Source organism: Aeromonas popoffii, assembly GCF_000820025.1.
GTDB lineage: Bacteria > Pseudomonadota > Gammaproteobacteria > Enterobacterales > Aeromonadaceae > Aeromonas > Aeromonas popoffii.
Window position 1 is genome coordinate 942 of record NZ_CDBI01000077.1, and the last position, 26220, is coordinate 27161.

A 26220-nucleotide genomic window follows, 5' to 3' on the forward strand; every position below is an offset into this window, starting at 1 on the left:
GCCAGGGCGAGAGCATGAGTTGATTTTTTGTTGTTTTTCATGACGAGATAGGTGGCTCAGCCAATGCTGAACAAATTTGACATCGTATTTTCAGCACACCTCTGTACAAAATACGTGCAGAAAATGCAATTGCACCCCGGGATGACAGTGATTAAATTTTTTGGTTAACATTTCAGTAACTCATGCTCGCGCCCCGGGGCAGCAGACTGCTCGGCGCCATGGAACAATATGCCCAGAGCAAGGGCATCACCCACTACCATCTGGAAACCACCCGTTTCCAGGCGCTGCCCTTCTACCAGAAACAGGGCTACGCCGTCTTTGGCCAGCTGCCGGATAGGCCGCCGGGTCATATCAGCTATTTTCTGAAGAAGATGGAATAAGCCAGAGCACCTCAGCATAGAGCTGAGAATACTATATCTTAAAATACTTAATGACGCCGTATGAGAATTGCGGCGTTATCATATGCCAATTTATTAATGGTAGCAGTGATTAAAACTGACATTAACACAACACCCTACAATAAAGTTTATTGCATACAACCACCTAATACACTCCCCTCATCAAGCCCCATATGGGCATATGACATGTGTACTGTTTGTTATAAAATGGCCTTTTAAAACAAAGAGGATTTATCTATGAAAAATTTCCTATTAATACTTGGCATTATTTTTAGCAATCTTGTTTATGCCAATGAGTGTGACCAGTTGATCGTCAACGGCAGTTTCGAAAACTCACCTGCCAGACCCTCCATTTGGGAAACCTTGCCCGGGAATGACGAGACCAGCCTCCCTGGGTGGAAAACCTTGGGTGAGGGCGTTGAGTGGTCTTCTCACGTATCCGCGTCGGGCGGCAGCAAAATCTACACCCCAGATGGCGATTATGTTATTGATTTAAATAATTATTATTCAAAAAATGGTGGCGGCATCGAGCAATCATTTCCAACCAAGATTGGAGCCAAGTACTTGGTCACATTTTATGCTGGCACCCAGAAAAACTATAACCGGAATGGGACGGCCAAACTGAATGTCATGATCGGTGATGAACACTACGTTTATAACTTGAAGACAGAGCGCAGCGATGCCATTGACTGGACTTATTTCTCATTCTCTTTTGTAGCAAGCCAAGCAAGTACAACCATAAAATTCACAACAGATACCAGCTCATTAGAACACTTTACCGTCCTTGATGATGTCAATGTTGTTCCACTCAACAAACCTCGCGCCATTCTCGTCAACTAATATGCCTTGGCATTCACATATCCGAGTTATCAAGTGTCCTTAAGACAGGGAAGGAAGGCAGGAGCAATCATACAACGTTGCTCCTGCAACCCTTTCTAGCTATCAGTGACTGGCTGAACGGCTGCCGTTCCAGAGCAGCTCGCCACTGCGCAACTCCATCAGGCTCATGGTGAGTCGATAGCGACTCCCCTCGGACACCAGCTCCCCATAGAGCATGTAACCGGCCCCGGTCTGGCGGCCGAGCCGCACCAATGAAGCCGGATTCATTCTCCCCTGTTGATACTCAAGCTGGCCTGTGATGGCAGCCACCTGGCCGGGATCGACGAAGCGAAAACCGCTTTTGGACTGGATCCGCTTGCTCATGGCCGCCGCCATGGGGCGGGTATCGAAGGGTTCACCCGTCCCGTTCTGGGGCGGAGTGAGCAGCAGCACGGGATTGCCGCTCTTCACCAGCTCCCGCACCTCGGGAGCCTGCACGAAGGCATCCGCCATGGCCAGCGCCAGCCCGGTCGGGGCCACCGGCTTGGGCAGGGGCGCCCCGGTATCCGGCTTGGTAACCGGTTTATCCGGCTGGCTCACAGGCTGGTCCGGTTCACTGACAGGCGCCTGAGTGCCGCCGTAGGGATTGACCGCACAGCCGCCCAACAGCAGGGCGCTCAGCATAAGCAGGTGACGCATCTTCATCGTGTTCTCTCCGCCAAAAGTCCGTAGAACGGACTTCGCCAAAAGCCCGTGGCGGAGCCCTTGCCCCGCATCTGCTCCATGCTAGAGACAAACCCGCCCCGGGTCGATACACCAGATGACACTGGACGACAGAGCCTGGCCAACCCGCACCCGGCCAGTGATGCACCAAAAAAAGGTGGCAGGCCCTCATCAAATTCCTTTACGGTAGTGTGCTGACAGATTCGAAAGGAGAGCACAGTGCACGGACCCGACCCCGCCAATCCCCACCCCATGGAGGGCTTCCCCCAGGTGTGCTTTATCAAGAACACCATCAAGGGGCCCAATATCGAGGTGGGTGACTACAGCTACTACGACGACCCGGAGGATTCGGCGGGCTTCGAGCGCAACGTCCTCTACCACTTCCCCTTCATCGGCGACAAGCTCATCATCGGCAAATTCTGCGCCATCGCCCGCGGGGTCAAGTTCATCATGAACGGCGCCAACCACCAGAGCTCCGGGTTCTCCACCTACCCCTTCTTTATCTTCGGCAACGGCTGGGAGAGTGCCGCCCCCGCCCCGGGCAGCCTGCCCTACAAGGGGGATACCGTCATCGGCCACGATGTCTGGATAGGCTTCGAGGCCCTGATCATGCCGGGTGTGAACGTCGGCAACGGCGCCATTATCGCCGCCCGCTCCGTGGTCACCAGCAACGTGCCCGCCTACGCCGTGGTCGGCGGCAACCCCGCCAAGGTGATCCGCTACCGCTTTGACGATGACACCATAGCCCGCCTCAACGCCCTCGCCTGGTGGGACTGGCCGGTAGAGCAGATCAGCCGCAATTTGCCGCTGATAAGCGGCGGCGAGATAGCCGCGCTGGAAGCTGTCACCCGATAGAGACAACCACCATCAAGCAGGAAGCACGATGCAATTAACCACACCCCAAACGCCGCAAGAGGATGAGATCGACGCGCTGCGCATTGGTCTCTCGGGCTACAACATAGGACACGCCGGTACTCATCTGCGCGAGCGGATCGCCAGCTTTATCAAGGATGAAGAGGGCAAGGTACACGGCGGCATCATCGCCGACATCAAGTGGGGCTGGCTGCACATCGACTGGCTCTGGATCGACGAAAGCCTCCGCCGCGATGGCTGGGGCGGCCGCCTGCTCGGCGCCATGGAGCAGTACGCCCAAAGCAAGGGCATCACCCACTACCATCTGGAAACCACCAGTTTTCAGGCCCTCCCCTTCTACCAGAAGCAGGGTTACGAGATCTTTGGCCAGCTGCCCGATATGCCACCGGGGCATATCAGTTACTTTCTGAAAAAGCAGGATAAGTGATGACATTCCAGCGCCTTGCCAACGCCAAACTCGTGATCCGCCCGTTCGAACCGGGCGATGCCGATGAGTTTGTCCGCGCGGCGCACGAATCCATCGAGACGGTCGGCAGATGGATGAGCTGGTGCTCCCACGCCTTCACTCGGGACAGCGCGCTGGAATGGTTTGCCACCTGCGATCAGGATCGCGCGGCGGGACGAGCCTTCGATATGGGTCTCTTCTGCACCGCCACCGGCCAGCTCTTGGGTGGCGCTGGCATCAACCAGCTGTCGCCCCATCATCGCTACGGCAATATTGGCTATTGGGTGCGGCAATCCCGCCAAGGCTGCGGTATCGCCCGACAGGCAGTCACCCTGTTGCGTGATTTTGGCTTTCAGCAGTTGGGACTATTTCGACTGGAGATCGTGATGGGAGTCGGCAACACCGCCAGCGAAGCCGTCGCCATTGCCGCAGGCGCCACCTTCAAGTGCCGGGCAAAAAATCGCATATTCCTCCATGGTCAGCCTCTTGATGCGCATATCTTCGTCCTTGTTCCCTCAGCCTGAATCCTACCAAATCTAAAAGAAAAATCTTGTTCTACCACAAATAGCTACCACATCAAATGCGAAGAGATGAATGCTTCAGAGCCACAATTAACTCAATATTTATCAGACATTAACAACACCACTGCCAATATGATAAAGACTGTACCAAACATTAAATTCAGACGTTTTAAATGCGATGATTCAGACAGATGTCGCAATAAAACATGCGCCAAGGATGCATATGATAACATTGCAATGCAGTCCACTATAATAATGAAAAGACCCAACTTAAAGTATTGAGAACTACTATCCGAACTATCGACAAACTGCGGAAGAAATGCGACTAAAAACACAATGGATTTTGGATTTGTTATATTAACAATAAAACCATCAACCAAGCTCTTTAACTTTCCGCTTTGCGTCTCAGCATTACGTAAAACACTATTCCCTGAGTTCTTTATTTTCATCACACCCAAGTAGATAAGGTAGCTTCCACCTATATATTTTATACCATCGAACGCAACTTCTGATGACGCAATAAATGCTCCCAACCCGACACTGACAACGATGAGATGAACCAGCAGCGCCAGCTGTAGACCGATAATGTTATACCTAGCTTGAATTATTCCATCTTCTATCGATCTTGACATGGTTGCAATTGCCCCTGCCCCAGGAGAAAAACTAAAGGCAACACAGCTAAAAAAAAATACCAGCATGATACTAAATGTCATAATGCTTCCTTTGAAGGGCTATTTATCGACTATCACTCCGACAAATAGCGCCTCGATTTAATCAATAATAGCTAATCTAAATGGTCAGCATATCTTCGGAGCCGAATCCAAACCGTCGATTAATGGAGCCAGGTCTTAATAAATTGGTGAAAGATATATGAAGAATATCTCTCACTCCATGGTCCTCGAGAGGTTCAATACTGGTCACACCATGCATCATTGAGGCATCATCCAACATAATGACATCACCCGGATACTCCAAAGTGACTTCTTTTTTTAAATTCAGAACATTGTCATATATAGAACTGACCCCACCACGAACCCCTTCTCGAGCGACCAACATCAGCGAAAAATAATTTGTACCATCGCTGTGCACACCTTCTGGAGTCGGCTTGCCTGGCTGATTTTTATCAGCGGTAATTCTGTATTGATCTACTTCAATAAACCATTTCTGTTTTGTTCTTCCTCGTTGATTTTCACAAGCGATAAAAACTCGCAGCGATTCATTTAAAAGACGCTGAAAGTATGGATTGAAGAATAATGTTGATTCAGTTTCCTGAAAGTCCCTAAAAATATCGCCAGCAAAAGAATTATAACTACTGGACTTAAACAGTGGCATATATGGCATTTTCAATATCGCCATTCTATGTGATTCAAAAAATAGTGTAGAGTATCGTCGCAAACGATAGGTTCCACCATCTGCCATGTATTTATCGACAGCTAAACGATCCCAATGCTCCTTAAATGAATGCCAGTCGGTATCATTACCCATGTCTATCGGGGAATATAATTCCCTCTCATAAAAATAGCCATTTTCAATGACTCTATCAGAAGAGCCAATTGTATCATTGAGCTGTGGAATGGTTGGAAATGATATGATGCGGCCATTTTCAGCATTCATGCCATTAGCAAGCCACCCTAATGGCTCCAGTTTTTCGTATTCTGAACAGGTAGATTGGTTATTGACTGTGACATCCATGAATATATTAACCCCTTAGTGCTCTTGCGTTGCGGTAGGAACATAGCATGTGGTAGCATGTTCCTCATATTTAGCATTTTGTTAATCCTCACTTAATGGCAAAGTTAATGCTGGCTATAAATGATATAAGATTTTTCATTACCATTGCTGCTTGCAAAAACTTCTCCACCGCAGCAAAACAGCTCAATGTTTCAGCACCTTATGTTACTCAGAAGCTCAGATCCCTCGAGGAAAAACTTGGGCTTATTCTGATTGAACGACAAGGCCGCCAGCTAAAAGTCTCTGAACATGGCCAGATATTGATCGACATGGGGTCAGGAATCATCAGACAAATGGCTTCAATTGAGGAATCGCTAAGGTCAGCCAAGGATGACCTGTGCGGCCATATCAATATAATTGCACCTATTGGTTTTGGTGAGAAAAAACTGTCTCCCATAATTGGTCAATTCAAGCAACAACACCCGGCAGTATCAATCGACCTTACCCTGTCTGATCGCCCTTCTTGGAGTGACACCCACCTCCAACCTGACATCATGTTTTATATTGGTGAATTAACCCAAGCACATCTTTATAGAGTGGTCATCTCACCTACTCGTCGTGTTCTGTGTGCGTCACCAGACTATATTTCCACAATGCCATCGCTGACAAGACCAGAACAATTGATGACTAATCAGCATGATTGCATTGTATTGAGGGAAAATAATGAAGATGTTTCCCTCTGGCGTTTCCAGCACATCGAATCAGGTAGGGAATGTCGTCTAAGGGTCGCCCCTTCACTTACCAGTAACATTGCCGATGTGGTGAAGCAATGGGCTCTAGATGGATTAGGTATAATCAATCGTTCGGAATGGGATCTTATTGCCGAGCTTAATTCCGGCGCTTTGGTGGAGCTACTCCCTGAATATGCTTTACCACAAGTTGACATTGTCGCCCTTATGGCAACAGGAGAGAGTGCTCGCACTCATAAAATAAGTAGTTTTCTGGCCTTCGCCAAAGAGAAACTTAAAGACACGCTATAACTATCAATACAATTAAAATCATCATAAAACCATCCCAGACGCCTACTGATAATATAAAAAACGGGATGCATCTCGTATGTTGGGCTTCGCTACGCTCAGCGCCAACCTACCACAGATGTAGGTTGCGGCTGAGCTTGCGAAGCCCAACGTTTACCGCGAATAGCTATTGTGTTCCGGCATCACTCTCTCCGATCTGCGTATGGCAAAGGGAAATCACCCTCTATCTCCCCAAAAACGGCTCCCAATCCTTGAACACCGGCTGCAACCCCGCCTGCCGCACGGCGGCCGCGATCTCACCGAGGGATCTGTCGTCATGGATGGCGAACTGCTCCAGTTCCTCTGCATCTCCTTCGGCATAGCCGCCGGGCTGGGTGCGCGACTCGGCCGACATCTGGGTGATGCCAAGGCGCAGGGCACCGTTGCGAAACGCAGGGGATTCGCGGGTCGAGAGCGACAACTCCAGGGTCGGCGAGAAGAGGCGCCAGGCGCAGATCAGTTGCACCAGCTGCCTGTCCGACATCACCACCTCGGGCTGCAGGCCGCCGGTGCAGGGACGCAGGCGCGGAAACGACAGCGAGTAGCGGCTCTGCCAGTGGTGACGTTCCATCCAGGCCAGATGCTCGGCCACAAAATAGCTGTCGGCACGCCAGTCCGGTGACAGGCCGATCAGCGCCCCCAGCCCAATCTTGTCGATGCCGGCGCAACCGAGCCGCTCCGGGGTGGCGAGCCGCCACGCAATATCCTGCTTGTTGCCGCGCAGATGATGGCGGGCGTAACTGGAGGCGTGATAGGTCTCCTGATAGACCATGACGGCATCCATCTCGTATGTTGGGCTTCGCTACGCTCAGCGCCAACCTACCACAGATGTAGGTTGCGGCTGAGCTTGCGAAGCCCAACGTTTACCGCGAATAGCTATTGTGTTCCGGCATCACTCTCTCCGATCTGCGTATGGCAAAGGGAAATCACCCTCTATCTCCCCAAAAACGGCTCCCAATCTTTAAACACCGGCTGCAACCCTGCCTGCCGCACGGCGGCCGCGACCTCACCGAGGGATCTGTCGTCGTGGATGGCGAACTGTTCCAGCTCCTCTGCATCTCCTTCGGCATAGCCGCCGGGCTGGGTGCGCGATTCCGCCGACATCTGGGTGATGCCAAGACGCACCGCGCCGTTGCGAAACGCAGGGGATTCGCGGGTCGAGAGCGACAACTCCAGGGTCGGCGAGAAGAGGCGCCAGGCGCAGATGAGCTGCACCAGCTGCCTGTCCGACATCACCACCTCGGGCTGCAGGCCGCCGGTGCAGGGGCGCAGGCGCGGAAACGACAGCGAATAGCGGCTCTGCCAGTGGTGACGTTCCATCCAGGCCAGATGCTCGGCCACAAAATAGCTGTCGGCACGCCAGTCCGGTGACAGGCCGATCAGCGCCCCCAGCCCAATCTTGTCGATGCCGGCGCGACCGAGCCGCTCCGGGGTGGCAAGCCGCCACGCAATATCCTGCTTGTTGCCGCGCAGATGATGGCGGGCGTAACTGGGGGCGTGATAGGTCTCCTGATAGACCATGACGGCATCCAGCCCCAGGGTTTTGAGCTCGGCGTAATCGGCTTGCGACAGTGGCTGCACCTCCATCGCCACTGCGCTGAAATGGCGGCGGATCTGCGGCAGATGCTCACGAAAATAGGCCATGCCTACCTTGCTCTCGTGCTCGCCGGTCACCAGCAGCACGCTGTCAAAGCCCCGCGCCTTGATGGCCAGACATTCGCGTTCAATTTCCTCTGCATCCAGCGTCTTGCGCTTGAGACGGTTGCTCATGGAGAAGCCGCAATAGGAGCAGTCGTTGGCGCAGAGGTTCGACAGATAGAGCGGCACATAGAAGCCGATGGTATTGCCGAAACGCTGGCGGGTGAGGCGCTCGGCCTCTGCCGCCAGCTGCGGCAGGTACGCCTCGGCGGCGGGCGAGATCAGCGCCATAAAGTCGGCCAGGGTGCGGCGGGGAGTGGTCAGCGCCCGCTCGACATCCCGGGTCGTCTTGGCGCGGATCTGCATGCCGATATCGTCCCACTCCAGCTCGCGCCAGCGGTCGGCAAAATCCAACCCCCTCCCGGCCTCCCCCTTGGCAGGGGAAGGTGCGCAGGGCTCGTCCCATGCAAGCGCCGGTTCAGTCTCTGCCCTCACCCCCTGCCCCGCTCCCAAAGGGAGAGGGGAGCATACAGACGCCTCATTTTCCCCCACGCCCTGACTCATAGCGCCTCCAGAAAATCGGTGAGCGGGCTGGAGGCGCTGGCTTGCAGAGCGCGCGCGCCGAGACCCGCCTCATAGGCGCTGCGACCGGCCTCACAGGCGAGCGCGAAGGCGCGGCCCATGGCGACCGGATCCCGGCTCACGGCGATGGCGGTGTTGACCAGCACGGCGTCGGCACCCAGCTCAAAGGCAGCGGCGGCGTGGCTCGGCGCTCCGATCCCCGCATCCACCACCACAGGCACCCGCGCCTGTTCGATGATGATGGCGAGAAACTCCCGGGTCACCAGCCCCTGATTGGAACCAATCGGCGCGCCGAGCGGCATAACGGCGGCGCAGCCCACCTCTTCGAGCCGCTTGCAGAGCACAGGATCGGCCCCGCAGTAGGGCAGCACCACGAAGCCCTCTTTCACCAGCTGCTCGGCCGCCTTGAGCGTCTCGATGGGATCGGGCAGCAGGTATTTGGGATCGGGGTGGATCTCGAGTTTCAACCAGTTTGTACCGAGCGCCTCGCGGGCCAGATGGGCGGCAAACACCGCCTCGGCGGCGGTCTTGGCGCCGGAGGTGTTGGGCAGCAGCTTGACCCCGAGCTGCCGAAGGGGAGTGAGGATATCGTCGTGGCGCTTGCCGGGTTCGAGCCGCTTGATGGCCATGGTCACCAGCCGGGAACCGCTTGCTTCAATGGCGGCCGTCATCAGATCCGGGCGGGCAAACTTGCCGGTGCCGGTAAAGAGGCGGGACGAAAATTCATGGTCGGCAATGGTCAGCATCTCAGCCTCCGGCAATGGCAGTGAAAAGGTGGATCTCGTCCCCCTCATTGAGTCGGGTGTCTGGCCAGCGGCTACGGGGCAGTACGGCGCCGTTAAGGGCCACCGCCACCCCCTGCGGGGCAACCTCACGGGCCGCCAGCAGCTCGGCCACGCAGATCTGGCTCTCCGGGCTGGTCGTCAGCACCAGCTCGCTATCGTTCAATCGGATCTTCATTGCGCATCCTCCATGGGATTGGCAAAGGGAGTGGCGCCGCCGCACACGGAGCAGGCAGGGTCGGAAGGCAACCACAGGGTCTGCCACTCGTGGGTCAGGGCATCGAAACGGCGCAGGGTGCCCGCCACCGGACTGGGCTTGCCCAGCAGCAGACGCAAGGCTTCCAGCGCCTGCAAGGCGCCCATCACGCCCACCAGAGGGCCGGTGACGCCGCTGCTCTGGCAGCTTTCTGTGATGCGGGTATCCAGCGGATAGAGGCAGGCATAGCAGGCATGTTCGGGGGCGGTTCTCACCATCAGCTGCCCCTGCCAGCCGACGGCGGCGGCGGAGATCCAGGGCTTGCCCTGCCCTATGCAGGCGGCGTTGATGGCGTAGCGACTGGCCAGGTTGTCGCAGCAGTCGATCACCAGATCTACCTCAGCCACAAAGGCTGGCAGGCTCTGCTCATCGAGCCGCTGATTGATGGCAATCAGCTCCACATGGGGGTTGTGAGCCGCCAACCGCTCCCGGGCCAGCTCCGCCTTGGAGTGATTGACCGCATCCGCATCGAACAGGATCTGGCGCGGCAGATTGCTGGAATCGACCGTATCACCGTCGGCCAGCCACAAGGTGCCCACCCCGGCCCCGGCCAGATAGAGCGCCAGCGGCGAGCCAAGCCCGCCGAGGCCAACGATCAGCACGGATGCCTCTTTCAGCCTCGCCTGCCCCGCCTCGCCGATTTCACTCAGCATCAGTTGCCTGCCGTAGCGCAGGTACTCCGCATCAGAGAGCATAATCGGCCTCCTGCGGCGTGATGGCCTGATGGATAAGCGCAGAGCAAGGCTCATCCCCCGCCCCCACTGCATCGAGCAGCCGTTTGGTCGCCCCCTGCCAATCGTCACTGGCAGTAATGGCCGACACCAGCGCAATGCTGCCCACCCCGCTCGCCTTGACCGCCGACACGCGATCCTCGCTGATGCCGCCGATGGCGACCGTCGGCCAGTCCATCATCAAAGCGCGGTAGCGGTGCAGCCGTGCCAGCCCCTGCGGGCGGGACGGCATCGCCTTGGTATTGGTCGGGAAGATATGACCCAGCGCGAGATAGGAGGGAGCCAGCTCGCGGGCCCGCATCAGCTCGAAGTAGCCGTGGGTGGAGATGCCAAGGCGCAGCCCGGCCGCCTGAATGGCGGCGAGATCCGCTGTCTCCATATCCTCCTGCCCCAGGTGCACGCCATAGGCACCGGCGGCTATGGCCTGCTGCCAGTAGTCGTTGATAAAGAGCCGAGCACCAAAGCGGTGACCCAGCGCTACCGCATCGCGAATGGCCGGTACCACCTGGGCGGCAGGCAGGTTCTTGATGCGCAGTTGCAGGGTCTTGACTCCGGCTCCCAGCAGGCGCTTGAGCCACTTGACCGAATCCACCACAGGATAGAGACCCAGGCTGTGCTCGGTAGGCGCAAAGGGGCCCTCGGGCAGGCGGGCCTCGCTGACGGGATAGAGACCAAAGCGCCGATCCAGGTTCGACCCCGCCAACACGGCGCGAGGAAAGTGCGCGAGGCTGGTCGGCCAGCCGAGATGGGCGATGGGGCCCGGCCCGGCCCCTACCCCTTGCGCCGCAGCCAGCCCCTGTTGCAAATAGGCGCGCGCTAACGTGATGGCGTCCTCCACCGGATAATCCTGCGCCACCACGGCGGCGATGGCGCTGGCATAACAGCAACCGGTGCCGTGGCCGTGGCGGGTGTCGAGGCGCGGCGCCGCCAGCCAGAATTCACGGCTCTCGTCCTGGTAATAATCGAGGCAGAGATCGCCACTCCACCCAAGATGCCCGCCCTTCACCAGCACGGCGCGGGCGCCCAGTTCGCGCAGGCGCGCCGCCCCCGCCCGCACCAGCGCCGGGCTGCTGGCAGGAATACCAGTCAGCGCCTCCAGCTCGGGACCATTGGGGGTAATGAGCGCGAGGCGTGGCAGCAAGTGTTCGCGCACTGCCGCCAGCATGTTGGCTTCGGCCATGGGGGTGCCGGTGCTGGCGATGGCCACCGGGTCGTAGACCACGAAGGGTGCTTCGATGGCTGCCAGTCGGCGTGCCAGCACCTCCACATGGAGCCGGGTCGGCAACAGGCCGATCTTGATGGCGGCGGGCGGCAAATCGACACCGAGGGCGTCGATCTGGGCGGTGAAGGTCTGCATCAGCACGGGGTCGACCATCTTCACCGCCACCGAGTTCTGGGCGGTAATGGCGGAGATGACAGAGCAGCCGTGCACGCCAAGGTCGTGCATCGTGTGCAGATCGGCCTGAATGCCGGCACCGCCGCCGGAGTCGGATCCGGCTATGGTCCAGACGATGGGTCGGCTGCTCACGCCTCCTCCCCTGCGGCCTGTTTCAGCACCGCCGCCTGATGGTAGATCTCGCCGCCGGTCTCCTTGAAGGTTTCCGCCATGCGAGCCATGCCGCTCGCTACTTCAGCCACCACCCGCTCCTGCTGGCCATCCATGCCCACCAGTGTCACCTCGACCGCTTCCAGGCTGGCCGCGTAGTCGCGCACGTCCTGAGTGATCTTCATGGAGCAGAACTTGGGGCCACACATGGAGCAGAAGTGCGCCACCTTGCCGGACTCCTGGGGCAGGGTCTCGTCGTGATAGGCGCGGGCGGTTTCCGGATCCAGCGCCAGATTGAACTGATCCTCCCAGCGAAATTCAAAGCGCGCCTTCGACATGGCGTTGTCGCGGATCTGGGCGCCCGGATGACCCTTGGCCAGATCGGCGGCGTGGGCGGCAATCTTGTAGGTAATCAGCCCCTGCTTCACATCCTCCTTGTTCGGCAGCCCCAAGTGCTCCTTGGGGGTGACGTAGCAGAGCATGGCGCAGCCATACCAGCCGATCATGGCGGCGCCTATGCCGGAGGTGAAGTGATCGTAGCCCGGGGCTATGTCGGTGGTGAGCGGGCCCAGGGTATAGAAAGGCGCCTCGTGACAGTGCTCAAGCTGCTCCGTCATGTTGCGCTCTATCATGTGCATCGGCACATGACCCGGCCCCTCTATCATCACCTGCACATCGTACTCCCAGGCAATGTTGGTGAGCTCGCCCAGAGTGCGCAGCTCGGCGAACTGGGCCTCGTCGTTGGCGTCATAGACAGAGCCGGGGCGCAGACCGTCCCCAAGCGACAAGGCCACGTCATAGGCGGCGCACAGCTCGCAGATCTCGCGAAAATGCTGGTAGAGGAAATTCTCTTTATGGTGCGACAGGCACCACTTGGCCATGATGCTGCCACCCCGCGAGACGATGCCGGTGAGGCGCTTGGCGGTCATGGGCACGTAGCGCAACAAGACGCCGGCATGGATGGTGAAGTAGTCCACCCCCTGTTCGGCCTGTTCGAGCAGGGTGTCGCGAAACAGCTCCCAGGTGAGGTCTTCGGCGATGCCGTTGGTTTTTTCCAGCGCCTGATAGATGGGCACTGTGCCGATGGGGACCGGGCTGTTGCGCAGGATCCACTCGCGGGTCTCGTGGATGTTGCGACCGGTGGAGAGATCCATGACGGTGTCGGCGCCCCAGCGGGTGGACCAGACCAGCTTCTCCACCTCCTCTTCAATGCTGGAGCTGACCGCCGAGTTGCCTATGTTGGCGTTGATCTTCACCAGGAAGTTGCGGCCAATGATCATGGGCTCGGTTTCCGGGTGGTTGATGTTGTTGGGGATGATGGCACGGCCGGCCGCCACCTCATCGCGCACGAATTCGGGGGTGATGTTCTCGGGCAGGCGGGCGCCGAAACCCTGACCCGGATGCTGGCGCAGCAGCAGCTCGGATCGCACCCGCTCGCGGCCCATGTTCTCGCGGATGGCGATAAATTCCATCTCGGGGGTGACCAGCCCCTGACGGGCATAGTGCAGCTGGGTCACCCGGCGACCGGGCTTGGCGCGGCGGGGCTTGGGCAAGTTATCGAAACGCAGGTGATCCAGCCCCTCATCGGCCAGGCGCTCCTGGGTGAAGGCGGAGCTGAGATCATCGAGCGCGGCTGTGTCCCCCCGCTCCAGCACCCAGCCTTGTCGCAAGCGCGGCAGACCGAGGCGCACATCGATGACGGCATGCTCATCGCCATAGGCACCCGAGGTGTCATAGACAGGGACAGGTTCATTGGCTTCGAACTGCGGGTGCTCTTTGCTGCCGCCGACCAGGGTGTCGGCCAGGGCGATTTCACGCAGCCCTACCCGGATATCGGGCCGAGAACCTTCGATAAAGATGCGGCGGGAGTTGGGGTGGGCCATCCCCTTGAGGTTGTCGATAAAGCGCTGGGCGCTGGCGCGCTGCTCGCGACGGCTGGGGGCTGGCTTGCGCGGCTCGGAAACAACCTGCTCGGATACGGCCTGTTCAGTGGCGGATGATACGGAAGTAGACATAGCAAAACTCTCATTAACTGATTGAAGTTATGGGTGTTTGCTTGTCTGGAGTTCGAGGAGAAGTGATGAACTTGCGGCGGGGTGTTCACGTCAGGAGGGAGTGCGCGCGGGATGGTTCTCCGCTGTGCTGCGCGACTGCTGTCCTGCGGCTTTCAGGCCAGCAACCCGGAGCCCTGATGGACAACCGGACGGGACAGACTCCCTCCTGTGCGCCCTGACCCATCTCGGGTGATCCCTTCGATGAGCGGGGGCTCTGCTCTCTGTAGCGTGACGCCCCCGGCGCGGTAACCCGCAAGTTACCCTTGTTTCCCTTCGCAGGTTTTAACCTGATCAGGTTCCACGGATCCCGAATTAACGGTCTCAGCTTTGCGTCGTTCGACGGTCAGCACTCCGACAAGATGGCGCCAGTATAAGTGGGGAAATGGAAAGCACAAGCATTTAACAAGACCGACCAGTGCAAACAACAACCGGGCCATGGGCCCGGTTCTCTGACTGCAACACACTGCCATTATTGGTTGGTAGCAGGGGTCACACTGAGGCTGACATTGTTGAAGCCAAGCCCGGAGAGCTCTTGTGCATCGAGCGGGATATCCAGTCTCAGACCCTGACCGGCACCCAGGTTGCGAGCACGGCTCGAGTGGCTGGCGGCAGCGACCGGCACGGGAGCGCCGATTTCGATGTTGCCGGCAAACTGGCTCTCGGCACTGAAATCACCTGTGATCCCGGCCCGAGCCGGGCGCAGCACCCTGGCCAGGTTATTCTGCATGGTAGGCAGACCATTCTGCTGTATGGTCCAGTTCCAATCCCACCACTTCACTTCCCCCGGGATATAACGCTTGTCCCACTGGTAACGGATACTGCTGGCCTTGTCCTTGTATGGCCCTATGACGAAGGTGTGGTTCCAGTTCGGACGGTTGTCCGGATGGGTATACCAGGCATTGCCGCCCCAGCGCAGGAAGCCGCTCAGGGTCAGGTCATAGCTGATATCGGCCTTGAACTCGTAGGGGTAGGAGATGTCGGCCTTGTAGAGCTCTATCTTCACCGGGATCTTGGAGTGGGCCGGTACTGTCGGGCGCACAGACTGGGACAAAGAGGTGGTGGTCGAGCCCCCGTTCTGGGAGGCCCAGGACTGGTTTGCAGCAATCTCGATGGAGAGCTCGGTTTCCCCCACCAGCGGCCACTTGAACTTGTTCTTGGTGGTCACCTTCTCGCTCAAGCCATAGGTGTTGGTCTTGGACCAGTTGGTGGCAGTGTCGTAGCGCAGGGTAACGTCATAACCGGATTGAGGCGTGTCGCTGTCGTTGATAGCCCACCCCACTACGGTCTTGACCAGTTGGCGGTCAGACTGGGTCACATCGCCATGCTTGAAACTGTCAGGATCCAGGTTGTAGGCAAAATTGCTCACCTTGATGGAGGTCTTGTCACCACAGCGATAGCCGTCACAGCCACCGTCATTGTTGCCACGGATCACCCAGCCATCGCCATCACGGGTCACATCCATGTCTTCACCGACATATTGACTGTGATTCCCCCCTACCCAGGCATAGCCGAGATAATGGGCCAGATAACTGATTGGTTTGATGAAATTCGCACTGTCATGTACCAGCCGCCATTGCACATCGACTTCATCACCATCTGGAAGATCCAGGGCAGACAGATTTGGTATTTCTCCGGTAGCAGGATTGGTCGGATAACACCAGGTATTGGACGCTGTTCCTGGTTTTATTTCGCCGTTATAACCCGGCCCCATAATGACCCAGCCATTGGCCAGCCCGCTTATTTGCCATTGTCCCATCATGCCGACAATATTGCTTTTAACGCTCTGCGCCTCTTCTCGATTGACGGGGCGATACTTGTCGCCACAGACCTCTTGACCCAATGAAAACAAGCGAAGCTGGTCTGGATAGACGGGCTCTGCCGCTTGAACCTGCGCCATCAGCAGGCCAGACATGATTAATGACAAGCCAGTTAGTTTTAATTTTGTCATAGCAACCCCTCTATGTTTAACATTGGCATGCATCACCAACTTTATATATCAGCGGGTGGCATGTGGGTATAGCTGTATCAGTCGCATCAATCTCATTATGCGATCAAATCCACACTTAAATATATAAAAAGAATTAATCGGCAGATATATTTAGCATTGCTTTATATTGAGCAATGTAATATCAGAGCGTGCGCTCCATTATTTAATTCGTCACTTAATAACATTTAAGAATCTCTTAAAAAAGAGATTTCTAATTTAGCAATTTAAATATTTTCCAATTAAGTGACCAAGACCTTGGCATTATTTCGGCTCATCCTCCGGATTCGGGATCAGTATCTCGGTCACCCGGCCCGTCTCGTCACGAGTCAGCACCAGGGTACGCCCCGGTTGCAGATCGGCGGGACTGCCGTTGAGCCAGCGGGTGCCGGCATCGAATGTTATTGTGCCCAGCCCCTGCAATTGCAGCGCATGACCCGTCACGGCGAGCAAGGTGCCCTCCGCCCGGCGCCACTGGGCAGCCGGTTCTGACTCAGGCGCGTATCCATAAAGGCGAATATGTTCGGCGACGCCGTTGCGACTCAGGATGGCGAGCTTCATACCGGGCTTGAGGTCGGAAAACTGACGCCCCCCGGCCAGTGCGGCGCTGCCAAGCTCGAGCTCGGCGCCTTGAAATTGCAGCCGAATGCCATCGTTGTGTTCCAGCGCCACCAGCCACAACTCGTCGGCGCCTGCCTGCGCCGCCCAAAGCGGCACACCCAGCATCCATGCGCACCATTTTCTCGATTGTTCCATCTTCGTTCGTCCCTGAACAAAAAGCCCATGCTGGACAAGCATGGGCTTCATTCGGGAGCATTTCTAATCGAGAAGCAGAGATCGGATCAGTCATCCTCGCGGCAGCGGCTCAGGCGCATGCCGTCAAACTTGCACTCCAGCTCGAGCCAGCGCCCTTCAAAGGGAGCCAGGCTGTTGTCCGAGGTGGTGTAACCCCAGATCCGCCCAGCTTCGACCGGCCCTTCCAGATCCATTTCGCCCTTGTCATCTTCGTCCAGTGCTTCGACCTTGCGCACATAGCGCACACCGTTCTCCACGCCCCCCTTCATCTCGACCCAGGTGCCACCGAGATCGTCCTCGCCCAGCCCGTCCTTGAAGCGGGTCTGGTCGTCGATCACGAACGGCAGGCCGTTGACCATCAGCTGGCCCAGCTGCCAGGTGGTGCGGCCGGTTAACTTGAACTCGGCCGACTGCGCGATGCCAAGTGGCAACAAGATAAACAGCAAGAGCGCGCAGAGAGACTTCTTCATCGGGGATCCTCGGGGTTACACTGCCACACAGGATGGCGCGTCCAGTGTGAGACGAGCGTGAAATGCCAGTCAAAACCAGGAGATCAAAACATGAAAATACTGGTGGTGGAAGACAATCCTCAGGTGGCGGAAACCATCATGGATTACCTGGAGCTGTCGGGGCACAGGATGGACTGTGCCTATCACGGTCAGGCCGCGCTGCAACTGTTGGCGGAGCAGCGCTTCGACGTCATCATCATGGACGTCATGATGCCGCGCCTCGATGGCCTCAGCACGGTGGCCCGCCTGCGTGAGCAGGGGATCCCGACCCCTGTGCTATTTCTCACTGCCCGCGACAGCCTGGATGACAAGCTGGCAGGCTTCAAGGCGGGGGGGGATGACTATCTGGTCAAGCCATTCGCCATGGAGGAGCTGGAGGTGCGACTGCAGGCGCTGGCACTGCGCGGCCCCCGCTGCGACATGGGTGCCCTCAGCGTGGGCGAGCTGACGCTGGATCCTGCCAGTAGCCGCGCCACCCGCGCCGGGGTCGAGCTCAAGCTCGGCAAGATCCCGTTCCAGATCCTCACCCTGCTGGTGCGCCGCGCCCCCCATCTGGTGAGCCGTCAGGAGGTGCTCGACACCGTCTGGGGCGATGAGGAGCCCGACTCCGACGCACTGCGCAGTCACATCTACGCCCTGCGCAACGCGCTCGATAAACCCTTTCCCACCCCCATGCTGGAAACCCTGCACGGTCAGGGCTATCGGCTGGTGACCTCATGAGACGAACGACGCCGCGCATCGGCCAGCCACAAGCCCGGCATAAAGGGAGCCCGCCATGAGCCTGCCCAGCCTGCGCCGTCGCCTGATCCTGACCCTGAGCGGGGCTGGCATGCTGCTGCTGATCATCATCAGCCTGCTGATGCTGGTGGCCGAAGACAAGATGGAGGAGCTGAGCCTGCGCCACTGGCTGGAGGCGGAAGTGACACGCTACAGCGATGACTGGCTGCGACTCGGCCCGGCTGCGGCCGCCCCGAGCCCCAGGCAGTTCTCCAGCTACTGGACCGAGGCGGGCCGCCTGCCGAAGTGGCTGAAACCCTACCAGACCCCGGGCTTTTTCGAGCACCAATTGGGCAAGGAGGACAAACACTTTCTGGTCACCCGCCACCCCTCGGGAGATGGCCTGCTTTATCTGGTGTTCAACGACGATGCCGATGACTATCTCGACCCTTACGAAGACAGGTTGCATCTGGCGACCCGGCTGATCGGGCTGACCCTGCTGCTCGCGTGTATCGGGTTTGGCATCTGGCTGGTGCGCCATATCACCGGGCCACTGCAACGACTGCAACACAGGGTTGCCCACCTCACCCCGGATCAGGCGGATTTCGAGCCCGACGCCCCCTGGCAGGAGCTGCGGGATATCGAGCTGGCGCTACTGGCAGGCAAGCAGGAAGTCAGCGCCGTGTTTGCCCGCGAACAGGAGTTCAGCCGCTTCGCCAGCCACGAGCTGCGCACCCCCAACATGGTGATCCAGGGTTCTGCCGCCCTGCTTGGCAAGGTGACAGACTTGCCCGCGCCGGCTGCCCGCGCCACCCTGCGCATCCGCGCTGCCGCCGACGAGATGGCGCTGCTCACCGAGACCTTCCTGCTGCTGGGCCGCAAGGAGGCGGTGGAGCGCCCACTGCAACAGGTCACTCCGCTGATCCGCCAGGAGCTGGCGCGTCTGGCTCCACTGCTGCAGCGGGAGACGCTGGATATCCGGCTGCATCTGGATGAGGAGAGCGAGGTCAATGCCCCTCTCTCCTTGCTCGCCATCGCGCTCGGCAACCTGCTCAAGAACGCCCTCAGCTATGCCGAGGGGCATATCGAGATCGAGCTGTGCGGCCCCGTGCTCACCATCAGCAACCCGACGGCCGCAGCGCCGGATCAGATCCTCGGCTACGGCTGCGGCCTCACCATCATACAACGCATCTGCGAGAAGCTCGGCTGGCAGATAGAGACCCGGCTGGAGGAGGGTGTGTTCAGCGCCCGACTGGTGATGATCACCACCGACCTCACGGAGGCATAGCCCCCCCTCATCCCCAGCCCTTCTCCCCGTTTATGCCAAAAAGCGGGAGAAGGGAGGCCAGAAACGACAAGGCGCCCGAAGGCGCCTTGTGTTAATACCGCGATGCAAGCCGTCTGCGGCTCATTCGGCGGGCTTGTTCTTGCGGCTCGCCTTGAGCTCCAGGAACTCGATGATCTTGCCCGCTACATCCTTGCCGGAGGCCGCCTCCACCCCTTGCAGGCCGGGGGAGGAGTTGACCTCCAGCACCAGCGGGCCACGGGCACTGCGCAGAATGTCCACCCCGGCCACATCCAGCCCCATGATCTTGGCGGCCTGCACCGCAGTCGCCCGCTCTTCCGGGCTTATCTTGATCGCCTCGGCCGTGCCGCCACGATGCAGGTTGGAGCGAAACTCCCCCGGCTGAGCCTGACGACGCATGGCCGCCACCACCTTGCCATTAACCACCAGACAGCGAATGTCGGCGCCGTTGGCCTCGCGGATATACTCCTGCACCAGGATGTTGTTGTTGGTCTGAATAAAGGCCTCGATCACGCTCTCGGCGGCCTTCTGGGTCTCGCACAGCACAACACCTATCCCCTGGGTTCCCTCCAGCAGCTTCACCACCAGGGGGGCGCCCCCCACCATGGTAATGAGATCCGGCACATCGTGGGTGCTGTGGGCATAACCCGTGATGGGCAGACCTATGCCATGGCGCGACAACAGCTGCATGGCACGCAGCTTGTCGCGGGAACGGGAGATGGCCACCGAGCTGTTGAGGGCCATGGTGTTCATCATCTCGAACTGGCGCAGCACGGCGGTACCGTAAAAGGTGATGCTGGCGCCGATGCGCGGGATCACGGCGTCGTAGCTCTCCAGCGCTCGTCCTTCGTAATGAATGGAGGGGCTGTGGGAGGCGATATTCATGTAGCAGCGCAGGGTGTCGAGCACCTCGACCTGATGACCGCGCGCCTGTGCCACCTCGACCAGACGGCGGGTGGAATAGTTTCTGGGCTCACGGGATAAAATGGCGATCTTCATGAAAATTCCGCTAGAAGGCAGTGCCTGGGCAGGATGGGGCGGGAGAGTATAAGGTGCCACAGCGCCAAGACAACGCCAATTGTTTCTCCTGACAACAAGACAAACCACACAGAACTGCACACTGCAATCCCGTTGTCACCGATATGTCAAACGGCGGCTCCAAGCTGGAGTGTCCACCAGCCCAAGGATGCCGCCGTTTCTCGTCAAAGATCAACCTGTGTCACGGGGAAGATCACTATTCAGTTCAGGTTTGGTCCCAGCCAGCGTTCTGCTTCTGCCAGGGTCATCCCCTTACGGACAGCGTAATCCTCGACCTGATCCTGCTGGATCTGCGCCACCGCAAAGTATTTGCTCTCGGGGTGGGAGAAGTACCAGCCCGACACCGCCGCCCCCGGCCACATGGCGTAGGATTCGGTGAGCTGCATGCCGATGGCCTGCTCCACGCCCAGCAGCTCCCAGATGCTCCCTTTTTCAGTGTGCTCGGGACAGGCGGGGTAGCCGGGGGCCGGACGTATGCCACGATAGTTCTCGCGGATCAGCTCCTCGTTGCTGAGGGCCTCGTCGGGGGCATAGCCCCAGTGAACCTTGCGTACCTGTTCGTGCAGATACTCGGCGAAGGCCTCGGCGAGACGGTCACACACCGCCTGGATGAGGATGGCATTGTAGTCATCGTGATCGGCTTTGTAGGCATTGGCGATGGCCTCTTCGCCGATGCCGCCGGTCACCGCGAAGGCACCGATCCAGTCGGGCTTGCCGCTCTCTTTCGGCGCCACATAGTCCGCCAGACAGTAGTTGGGAAAGCCCTGCTTCTCGCTCTGCTGACGCAGATGATGCAGCACTTTTTTCACTTCGCTGCGCGACTCGTCGCTGTAGACCTCAATGCTGTCGCCCACGGCGTTAGCGGGGAACAGGCCGATCACCCCAGCGCAGCGCACACTGCCATCGCACTCGAGTTTGTCCAGCATGGCGTTGGCATCGGCAAACAGCTTGGTCGCCTCCTCACCTATGATCTCGTCTTCGAGAATGCGCGGATACTTGCCCGCCAGCTCCCAACTGAGGAAAAACGGCGTCCAGTCGATGTAGGGGCGCAGCACAGAGACGCGCACGTTCTCGAACGTCTGTACACCCGGCTCGCGGGGCCTGGGCGGTTGATAATTCACCCAGTCCAGCTGCTGCCGGTTGGCGCGGGCGTGGGCCAGGCTGACCGGCCGGGATCTCGGCTGCTTGCGGGCATGCTGATCACGGGCAACCTCGTACTCCTTGTCGATGCGGGCGACAAACGCAGGCTTGAGTTCCGGGTTGAGCAGGCTCTGGGCCACCCCCACCGCGCGCGAGGCGTTGGAGACATAGACCACGGGCTCCGAGTAGTTCTGCTCTATCTTGACCGCGGTGTGCGCCTTGGAGGTGGTGGCGCCGCCGATCAAGAGCGGCAGCTTGAAGCCCTGGCGCTCCATCTCTTTGGCCACGTGCACCATCTCGTCGAGAGACGGTGTGATCAGGCCAGAGAGACCGATGATATCGGCCCCCACTTCCCGCGCCGTTTTGAGGATGGTCTCGCAGGAGACCATGACGCCGAGATCCACGATCTCGTAGTTGTTGCACTGCAGCACAACGCCGACGATGTTCTTGCCGATGTCGTGCACATCCCCCTTCACGGTGGCGAGCACTATCTTGCCGTTGCTGTAGCCGCCCTGTTTTTCGGCTTCGATATAGGGCTGCAGATAGGCCACCGCCCGCTTCATCACCCGCGCCGACTTCACCACCTGGGGCAGGAACATCTTGCCCGCACCGAACAGGTCGCCGACCACGTTCATGCCATCCATCAACGGCCCTTCGATGACGTGCAGCGGCTTCTCGGCGCCGGCCCGCGCCTCTTCGGTATCCTCTTCGATAAAATCTGTGATGCCCTTGACCAGGGCGTGCTCCAACCGCTTGCCCACCGGCCAGCTGCGCCACTCCTGATCCCGCGGATCCTCGGCTTGGGCACCAGCACCGCGATACTTCTCGGCGATGGCCAGCAGATCCTCGGTGGCGCTGTCACTCAAGTTGAGCACCACGGCCTCGACCTTGGCCTTCAGCTCGGCCGGAATATCTTCATAGATGGCGAGCTGACCGGCGTTGACTATTCCCATGTCCATGCCGTTCTGAATGGCGTGGTAGAGGAAGACCGCGTGAATGGCTTCGCGCACCGGCTCATTGCCGCGAAACGAAAACGAGACGTTGGAAACGCCGCCTGAAATCATGGCGTGGGGCAGGTGGGTCTTGATGTCCTTCACCGCCTCGATGAAGTCCACCGCATAGTTGTTGTGCTCGTCGATGCCAGTCGCCACCGCGAAGATGTTGGGGTCGAAGATGATGTCTTCCGGCGGGAAACCAACCTGATCAACCAGGATGCGGTAGGCGCGCTGGCAGATCTCGAACTTGCGGGCACGGGTATCCGCCTGCCCCACCTCATCGAACGCCATGACGATGACGGCGGCGCCGTAGCGGCGCAGCAGCTTGGCCTGCGCAATGAATTTCTCCTCCCCCTCCTTCATGGAGATGGAGTTGACCACCGGCTTGCCCTGCACGCACTTGAGGCCCGCCTCCAGCACTTCCCACTTGGAGGAGTCAATCATCACCGGCACCCTGGCTATGTCGGGCTCGCCAGCGATGAGGTTCAGGAAGCGCACCATGGCCGCCTCGGCGTCCAGCATCCCCTCGTCCATGTTGATGTCGATGATCTGGGCACCGCTCTCTACCTGCTGCTTGGCCACGTCGAGGGCCTCGTCGTAGAGCCCCTCCTTGATCAGTCGCTTGAACTTGGCCGAGCCGGTGACGTTGGTCCGCTCCCCCACGTTCACGAACATGGAGTCCGCCGTGATAATAAGCGGCTCAAGCCCAGACAGCCGGCAGGCCACCGGCAGCTCGGGCAGGGCGCGCGGCTTGATACCCGCCACGGCGTCGCTCATGGCGCGGATGTGGGTTGGAGTGGTGCCGCAGCAGCCCCCCACCAAATTGAGGAAACCGCTCGAAGCCCACTCGCGGATATGGGCGGCCATCTCGTCGGCATCCAGATCGTACTCACCAAACGCATTGGGCAGACCGGCGTTAGGGTGGGCACTGACGTTAGCCTCGCTGATGCGCGACAGCTCTTCGACATACTGGCGCAACTCATCGGGGCCGAGCGCACAGTTAAGGCCAAACGAGATGGGCTTTACATGACGCAGTGAGTGATAGAAGGCTTCGGTGGTCTGGCCGGAGAGGGTACGGCCAGAAGCATCCGTGATGGTGCCAGAGATCATCACCGGCAGGGCATAGCCCAGCTCCTCAAACACCAGATCCACCGCGAAGGCAGCAGCCTTGGCGTTGAGGGTATCGAAGATGGTCTCGATCAAGATGAGGTCGGCGCCCCCCTCAATCAGGGCGTGAGTCGACTCCGTATACGCAGCCACCAGCTGGTCATAGGTGACGTTGCGCTTGCCGGGATCGTTCACGTCCGGCGAGATGGAGCAAGTGCGGTTGGTAGGGCCCAACACCCCGGCGACAAAGCGCGGCTTGGCCGGGTCTTTGGCCGTCCACTCGTCCGCCACGGCGCGGGCCAGACGAGCGGCCTCGCGGTTGATCTCGGCGGAGAAGGCCTCCATTTCGTAATCGGCCATGGCGATGCGGGTAGCGTTGAAGGTGTTGGTCTCGAGGATGTCGGCCCCGGCGGCACAATACTGATCGTGGATCTCACGAATGATCCCGGGCCGGGTCAGCACCAGCAGGTCGTTGTTACCCTTGATGTCGGTATGCCAGTCGGCAAACCGCTCACCGCGATAATCCGCCTCGCCCAGCTTGTAGCCCTGGATCATGGTGCCCATGGCCCCGTCGATGATCAGGATCCGTTCCTTGAGACAGGATTCCAGCCTCTTCTTTATGTCCGACTTTTTATTCGACTCTATGCTCGACACCGCTCTTTCCTCTTACATCCATGCAACTGCGTGAACTTCATCCTAGCAGCAAACAAATCAAATGGAAATCTAGCCGTCTATCTGTCCGTAATCTCGCTATATATACTCATAAATAGGTAATGAGTAACATGTGACCCCAGAGTACCCTATGCCCGTCCTCAATAGGGGTACGTGCTTGCTGTTTACTAAAGAGAAAAATAACTATGAGCGTCTACTACACACTCTGCTTCCTGGCAGCGTTGGCGATCTTCATCGCCTTTGCCAATCAGTATGTTGTGAAGATCCAGACCACCATCGCCATCACCGCCGGATCCATGCTGATCTCCGCGCTGCTGGTGCTGTTCGGTAAGCTGGGCTGGTTCAATCTCGAACCCCTGGCCGTCAAAACCATGGAGAGCATAGATTTCCAGAATTTCCTGCTGAAGGGGATCTTGGGCTTCCTGCTGTTCGCCGGTGGTCTCGGCATCAACCTGAAGGCATTGCGTAGCCAGAAGTGGGAAATCACCATTCTCTCCATCGTGGCGACCCTGCTCTCTACCTTACTCATCGGCTACGGCTTCTGGTTCATCGCCAAGCTGCTGGGCTGGGAGCTGCCGCTGGTCTACTGCATGTTGTTCGGGGCCCTGATCTCCCCCACCGACCCCATCGCCGTGCTGGCCATCGTCAAGAAGATGAAGGCGCCCCCCCAGATCGCCATCCAGATCGAAGGGGAATCCCTGTTCAACGACGGTGTCGGTCTGGTGATCTTCGCCACCGTGTTTGCCGTCGCCTTTGGCGGGGTGGAACCCACCTTCGGCAGCGTGGCCGGCCTGTTCCTGCATGAAGCCCTCGGCGGCATACTGTTCGGCGCCGTGCTGGGCCTCATCGCCCACGTGATGATCAGCGCCACCGATGACGGCTCCCTGGAGCTGCTGCTGACCCTGTGCATCCCGACTGCCGGCTTTGCGCTGGCCAACATGATCGGCGTCTCCGGCGCCCTGGCCATGGTGGTCACCGGTATCATGATCGGCAACTGGACCCGTCACTCCGGCTTCTCCGAGCAGAGCCGCCATCACCTGGATCACTTCTGGGAGTTGATGGACCAGTTCCTCAACGCCCTGCTGTTCCTGCTGATCGGTCTGGCGCTGGTGTTGCTGGAGCTCGCCTGGCAAGACTGGATCCTGCTGGTCATCGCGGTTCCCCTCTGTCTGGCCGCCCGCTTCATCAGCGTGTCGCTGCCCTACATGGCCTTCCGCAAATTCCGCAACTACAACACCTTCTCGGTGCGGATCCTCACCTGGGGCGGTCTGCGCGGTGGTCTGGCCATGGCCATGGCGCTGGCACTGCCTTCCGGTGTCATGATGATACCCGAGCACAACGTCGATCTGCGTCAGGTCATACTGGTGATGACCTACTCGGTGGTGATGTTCTCCATCGTGGTGCAGGGCATGACCATTACACCTATGATCACCGCCGCCAAGAAGGCCTGCGGCGACTACTGAGTCACCCGCTGACCACTGGTGGCACCATGCAAAAGGGCTCCCGACGGGAGCCCTTTTTGTGACTGGCGATACCGAAAAAAACGGATTTGATACAAAACCACCAAATAATTGTTTGCTTTTTATTCATATCGAGGAGAGAATGCGCGCCGGCTAGTTAATCAGCCCTGTTTATGTTCGCAATGCTTCAACGTTAGATGAATCCTGCCAGTACCTACATAACCTTCCTCTGATTTACTCGCCTTGAGAACCGTCAGGCTGTCTGCCTGCGTTGCCCGGCTCTCACGGTGCAGACCCGATCTGCCCACCCAATTTGATTTATGCATCAGCATATTCCTTGACAGTGCAGACGCCCGTGACTCGGGCTGGGTATTCCTGCGCG

At 58.5% G+C, this 26220-nt stretch carries 22 protein-coding genes, 2 pseudogenes and 1 riboswitch; of the genes and pseudogenes, 9 read left to right on the plus strand and 15 right to left on the minus strand.

What is annotated here, in order from left to right; genetic code table 11:
• Positions 1 to 197: 197 nt before the first annotated feature.
• Both BN1129_RS16260 and BN1129_RS21905 read left to right on the plus strand, forming a co-directional pair.
• A pseudogene (locus BN1129_RS16260) lies at positions 198 to 380 on the plus strand (GNAT family N-acetyltransferase); the annotation flags it as partial.
• Between the two features lie 255 nt (positions 381 to 635).
• The gene (locus BN1129_RS21905) at positions 636 to 1238 is read left to right on the plus strand and encodes a DUF642 domain-containing protein (protein WP_052449373.1); all 603 of its coding nucleotides are present in this window, start codon (positions 636 to 638) and stop codon (positions 1236 to 1238) included.
• Positions 1239 to 1340: 102 nt separating this feature from the next.
• Here the strand turns inward: BN1129_RS21905 and BN1129_RS16270 are convergent, their stop codons facing one another.
• On the minus strand, positions 1341 to 1922 hold the full coding sequence (locus BN1129_RS16270) for a hypothetical protein (protein WP_042037901.1): 582 nt from the start codon (positions 1920 to 1922) through the stop codon (positions 1341 to 1343).
• A 237-nt stretch (positions 1923 to 2159) separates the two neighbouring features.
• Here BN1129_RS16270 and BN1129_RS16275 point away from each other — a divergent pair, with 237 nt between their 5' ends.
• The 3 genes from BN1129_RS16275 to BN1129_RS16285 are packed head-to-tail and all read left to right on the plus strand — an operon-like array spanning position 2160 to position 3782.
• Entirely contained in the window at positions 2160 to 2795 is a 636-nt protein-coding gene (locus BN1129_RS16275) for a Vat family streptogramin A O-acetyltransferase (protein ID WP_042037902.1), read from the plus strand.
• Positions 2796 to 2823: 28 nt separating this feature from the next.
• On the plus strand, positions 2824 to 3240 hold the full coding sequence (locus BN1129_RS16280; RefSeq protein WP_042037903.1) for a GNAT family N-acetyltransferase: 417 nt from the start codon (positions 2824 to 2826) through the stop codon (positions 3238 to 3240).
• Complete coding sequence (locus BN1129_RS16285; protein WP_042037905.1) at positions 3240 to 3782, plus strand: GNAT family N-acetyltransferase; 543 nt, start codon at positions 3240 to 3242, stop codon at positions 3780 to 3782. Before BN1129_RS16280 ends, BN1129_RS16285 begins: the two co-directional genes overlap by 1 nt.
• A 92-nt stretch (positions 3783 to 3874) precedes the next feature.
• On the opposite strand, the gene BN1129_RS16290 is transcribed toward BN1129_RS16285, so the two are convergent.
• Positions 3875 to 4492, minus strand: a complete 618-nt coding sequence (locus tag BN1129_RS16290) for a LysE family transporter (protein WP_042037906.1) — start codon at positions 4490 to 4492, stop codon at positions 3875 to 3877.
• A 76-nt stretch (positions 4493 to 4568) separates the two neighbouring features.
• Positions 4569 to 5471: a 2OG-Fe dioxygenase family protein gene (locus BN1129_RS22730; RefSeq protein WP_084204673.1), complete on the minus strand. Its 903-nt coding sequence runs from the start codon at positions 5469 to 5471 to the stop codon at positions 4569 to 4571.
• Between the two features lie 107 nt (positions 5472 to 5578).
• On the opposite strand from BN1129_RS22730, the gene BN1129_RS16295 reads away from it, so the two are divergent.
• Positions 5579 to 6490, plus strand: coding sequence for a LysR family transcriptional regulator (locus BN1129_RS16295; RefSeq protein ID WP_042037907.1), 912 nt, complete (start codon positions 5579 to 5581; stop codon positions 6488 to 6490).
• Positions 6491 to 6710: 220 nt separating this feature from the next.
• Here the strand turns inward: BN1129_RS16295 and thiH (BN1129_RS16300) are convergent.
• The 10 genes and pseudogenes from thiH (BN1129_RS16300) to BN1129_RS16345 form a co-directional block, all read right to left on the minus strand.
• Positions 6711 to 7319: pseudogene (gene thiH, locus BN1129_RS16300) on the minus strand (2-iminoacetate synthase ThiH); the annotation flags it as partial.
• A gap of 140 nt (positions 7320 to 7459) precedes the next feature.
• Positions 7460 to 8728 (minus strand): 2-iminoacetate synthase ThiH, encoded by a 1269-nt coding sequence (gene thiH / locus BN1129_RS16305; RefSeq protein ID WP_084204674.1) that lies wholly within the window; start codon positions 8726 to 8728, stop codon positions 7460 to 7462.
• Positions 8725 to 9492: a thiazole synthase gene (locus BN1129_RS16310; protein WP_042037910.1), complete on the minus strand. Its 768-nt coding sequence runs from the start codon at positions 9490 to 9492 to the stop codon at positions 8725 to 8727. Before BN1129_RS16310 ends, thiH (BN1129_RS16305) begins: the two co-directional genes overlap by 4 nt.
• A gap of 1 nt (position 9493) precedes the next feature.
• Complete coding sequence (gene thiS, locus BN1129_RS16315) at positions 9494 to 9706, minus strand: sulfur carrier protein ThiS (RefSeq protein ID WP_042037912.1); 213 nt, start codon at positions 9704 to 9706, stop codon at positions 9494 to 9496.
• Complete coding sequence (locus BN1129_RS16320; RefSeq protein WP_042037913.1) at positions 9703 to 10479, minus strand: HesA/MoeB/ThiF family protein; 777 nt, start codon at positions 10477 to 10479, stop codon at positions 9703 to 9705. The genes thiS and BN1129_RS16320 overlap by 4 nt, the downstream gene beginning before the upstream one ends.
• Positions 10469 to 12043, minus strand: a complete 1575-nt coding sequence (thiE, locus tag BN1129_RS16325; RefSeq protein WP_042037915.1) for a thiamine phosphate synthase — start codon at positions 12041 to 12043, stop codon at positions 10469 to 10471. Before thiE ends, BN1129_RS16320 begins: the two co-directional genes overlap by 11 nt.
• The gene (gene thiC / locus BN1129_RS16330; protein ID WP_042037916.1) at positions 12040 to 14076 is read right to left on the minus strand and encodes a phosphomethylpyrimidine synthase ThiC; all 2037 of its coding nucleotides are present in this window, start codon (positions 14074 to 14076) and stop codon (positions 12040 to 12042) included. Before thiC ends, thiE begins: the two co-directional genes overlap by 4 nt.
• Before the next feature lie 289 nt (positions 14077 to 14365).
• Positions 14366 to 14479: riboswitch (TPP riboswitch) on the minus strand.
• 105 nt (positions 14480 to 14584) lie between these two features.
• Positions 14585 to 16063 carry a beta-barrel pore-forming toxin aerolysin gene (gene aerA, locus BN1129_RS16335; protein WP_042037918.1) on the minus strand — a complete coding sequence of 493 codons (1479 nt, stop codon included), beginning with the start codon at positions 16061 to 16063 and terminating at the stop codon, positions 14585 to 14587.
• Between the two features lie 300 nt (positions 16064 to 16363).
• Positions 16364 to 16855 (minus strand): hypothetical protein, encoded by a 492-nt coding sequence (locus BN1129_RS16340; protein WP_042037919.1) that lies wholly within the window; start codon positions 16853 to 16855, stop codon positions 16364 to 16366.
• A gap of 86 nt (positions 16856 to 16941) precedes the next feature.
• Positions 16942 to 17364 carry a hypothetical protein gene (locus BN1129_RS16345; RefSeq protein WP_042037921.1) on the minus strand — a complete coding sequence of 141 codons (423 nt, stop codon included), beginning with the start codon at positions 17362 to 17364 and terminating at the stop codon, positions 16942 to 16944.
• A gap of 90 nt (positions 17365 to 17454) precedes the next feature.
• Between BN1129_RS16345 and BN1129_RS16350 the strand changes: the two genes are divergently transcribed.
• Both BN1129_RS16350 and BN1129_RS16355 read left to right on the plus strand, forming a co-directional pair.
• On the plus strand, positions 17455 to 18123 hold the full coding sequence (locus tag BN1129_RS16350; RefSeq protein WP_042037922.1) for a response regulator transcription factor: 669 nt from the start codon (positions 17455 to 17457) through the stop codon (positions 18121 to 18123).
• A gap of 55 nt (positions 18124 to 18178) precedes the next feature.
• The gene (locus BN1129_RS16355; protein WP_042037924.1) at positions 18179 to 19408 is read left to right on the plus strand and encodes a sensor histidine kinase; all 1230 of its coding nucleotides are present in this window, start codon (positions 18179 to 18181) and stop codon (positions 19406 to 19408) included.
• Between the two features lie 120 nt (positions 19409 to 19528).
• Here the strand turns inward: BN1129_RS16355 and rimK are convergent, their stop codons facing one another.
• Positions 19529 to 20425, minus strand: a complete 897-nt coding sequence (gene rimK / locus BN1129_RS16360) for a 30S ribosomal protein S6--L-glutamate ligase (protein ID WP_042037925.1) — start codon at positions 20423 to 20425, stop codon at positions 19529 to 19531.
• Between the two features lie 239 nt (positions 20426 to 20664).
• A complete protein-coding gene (gene metH, locus BN1129_RS16365) occupies positions 20665 to 24360 on the minus strand; it encodes a methionine synthase (protein WP_042037927.1) in 3696 nt (1231 codons plus the stop codon).
• A gap of 203 nt (positions 24361 to 24563) precedes the next feature.
• Here metH and BN1129_RS16370 point away from each other — a divergent pair, with 203 nt between their 5' ends.
• Positions 24564 to 25841, plus strand: coding sequence for a cation:proton antiporter (locus BN1129_RS16370; protein ID WP_042037929.1), 1278 nt, complete (start codon positions 24564 to 24566; stop codon positions 25839 to 25841).
• Positions 25842 to 26220: the final 379 nt, after the last annotated feature.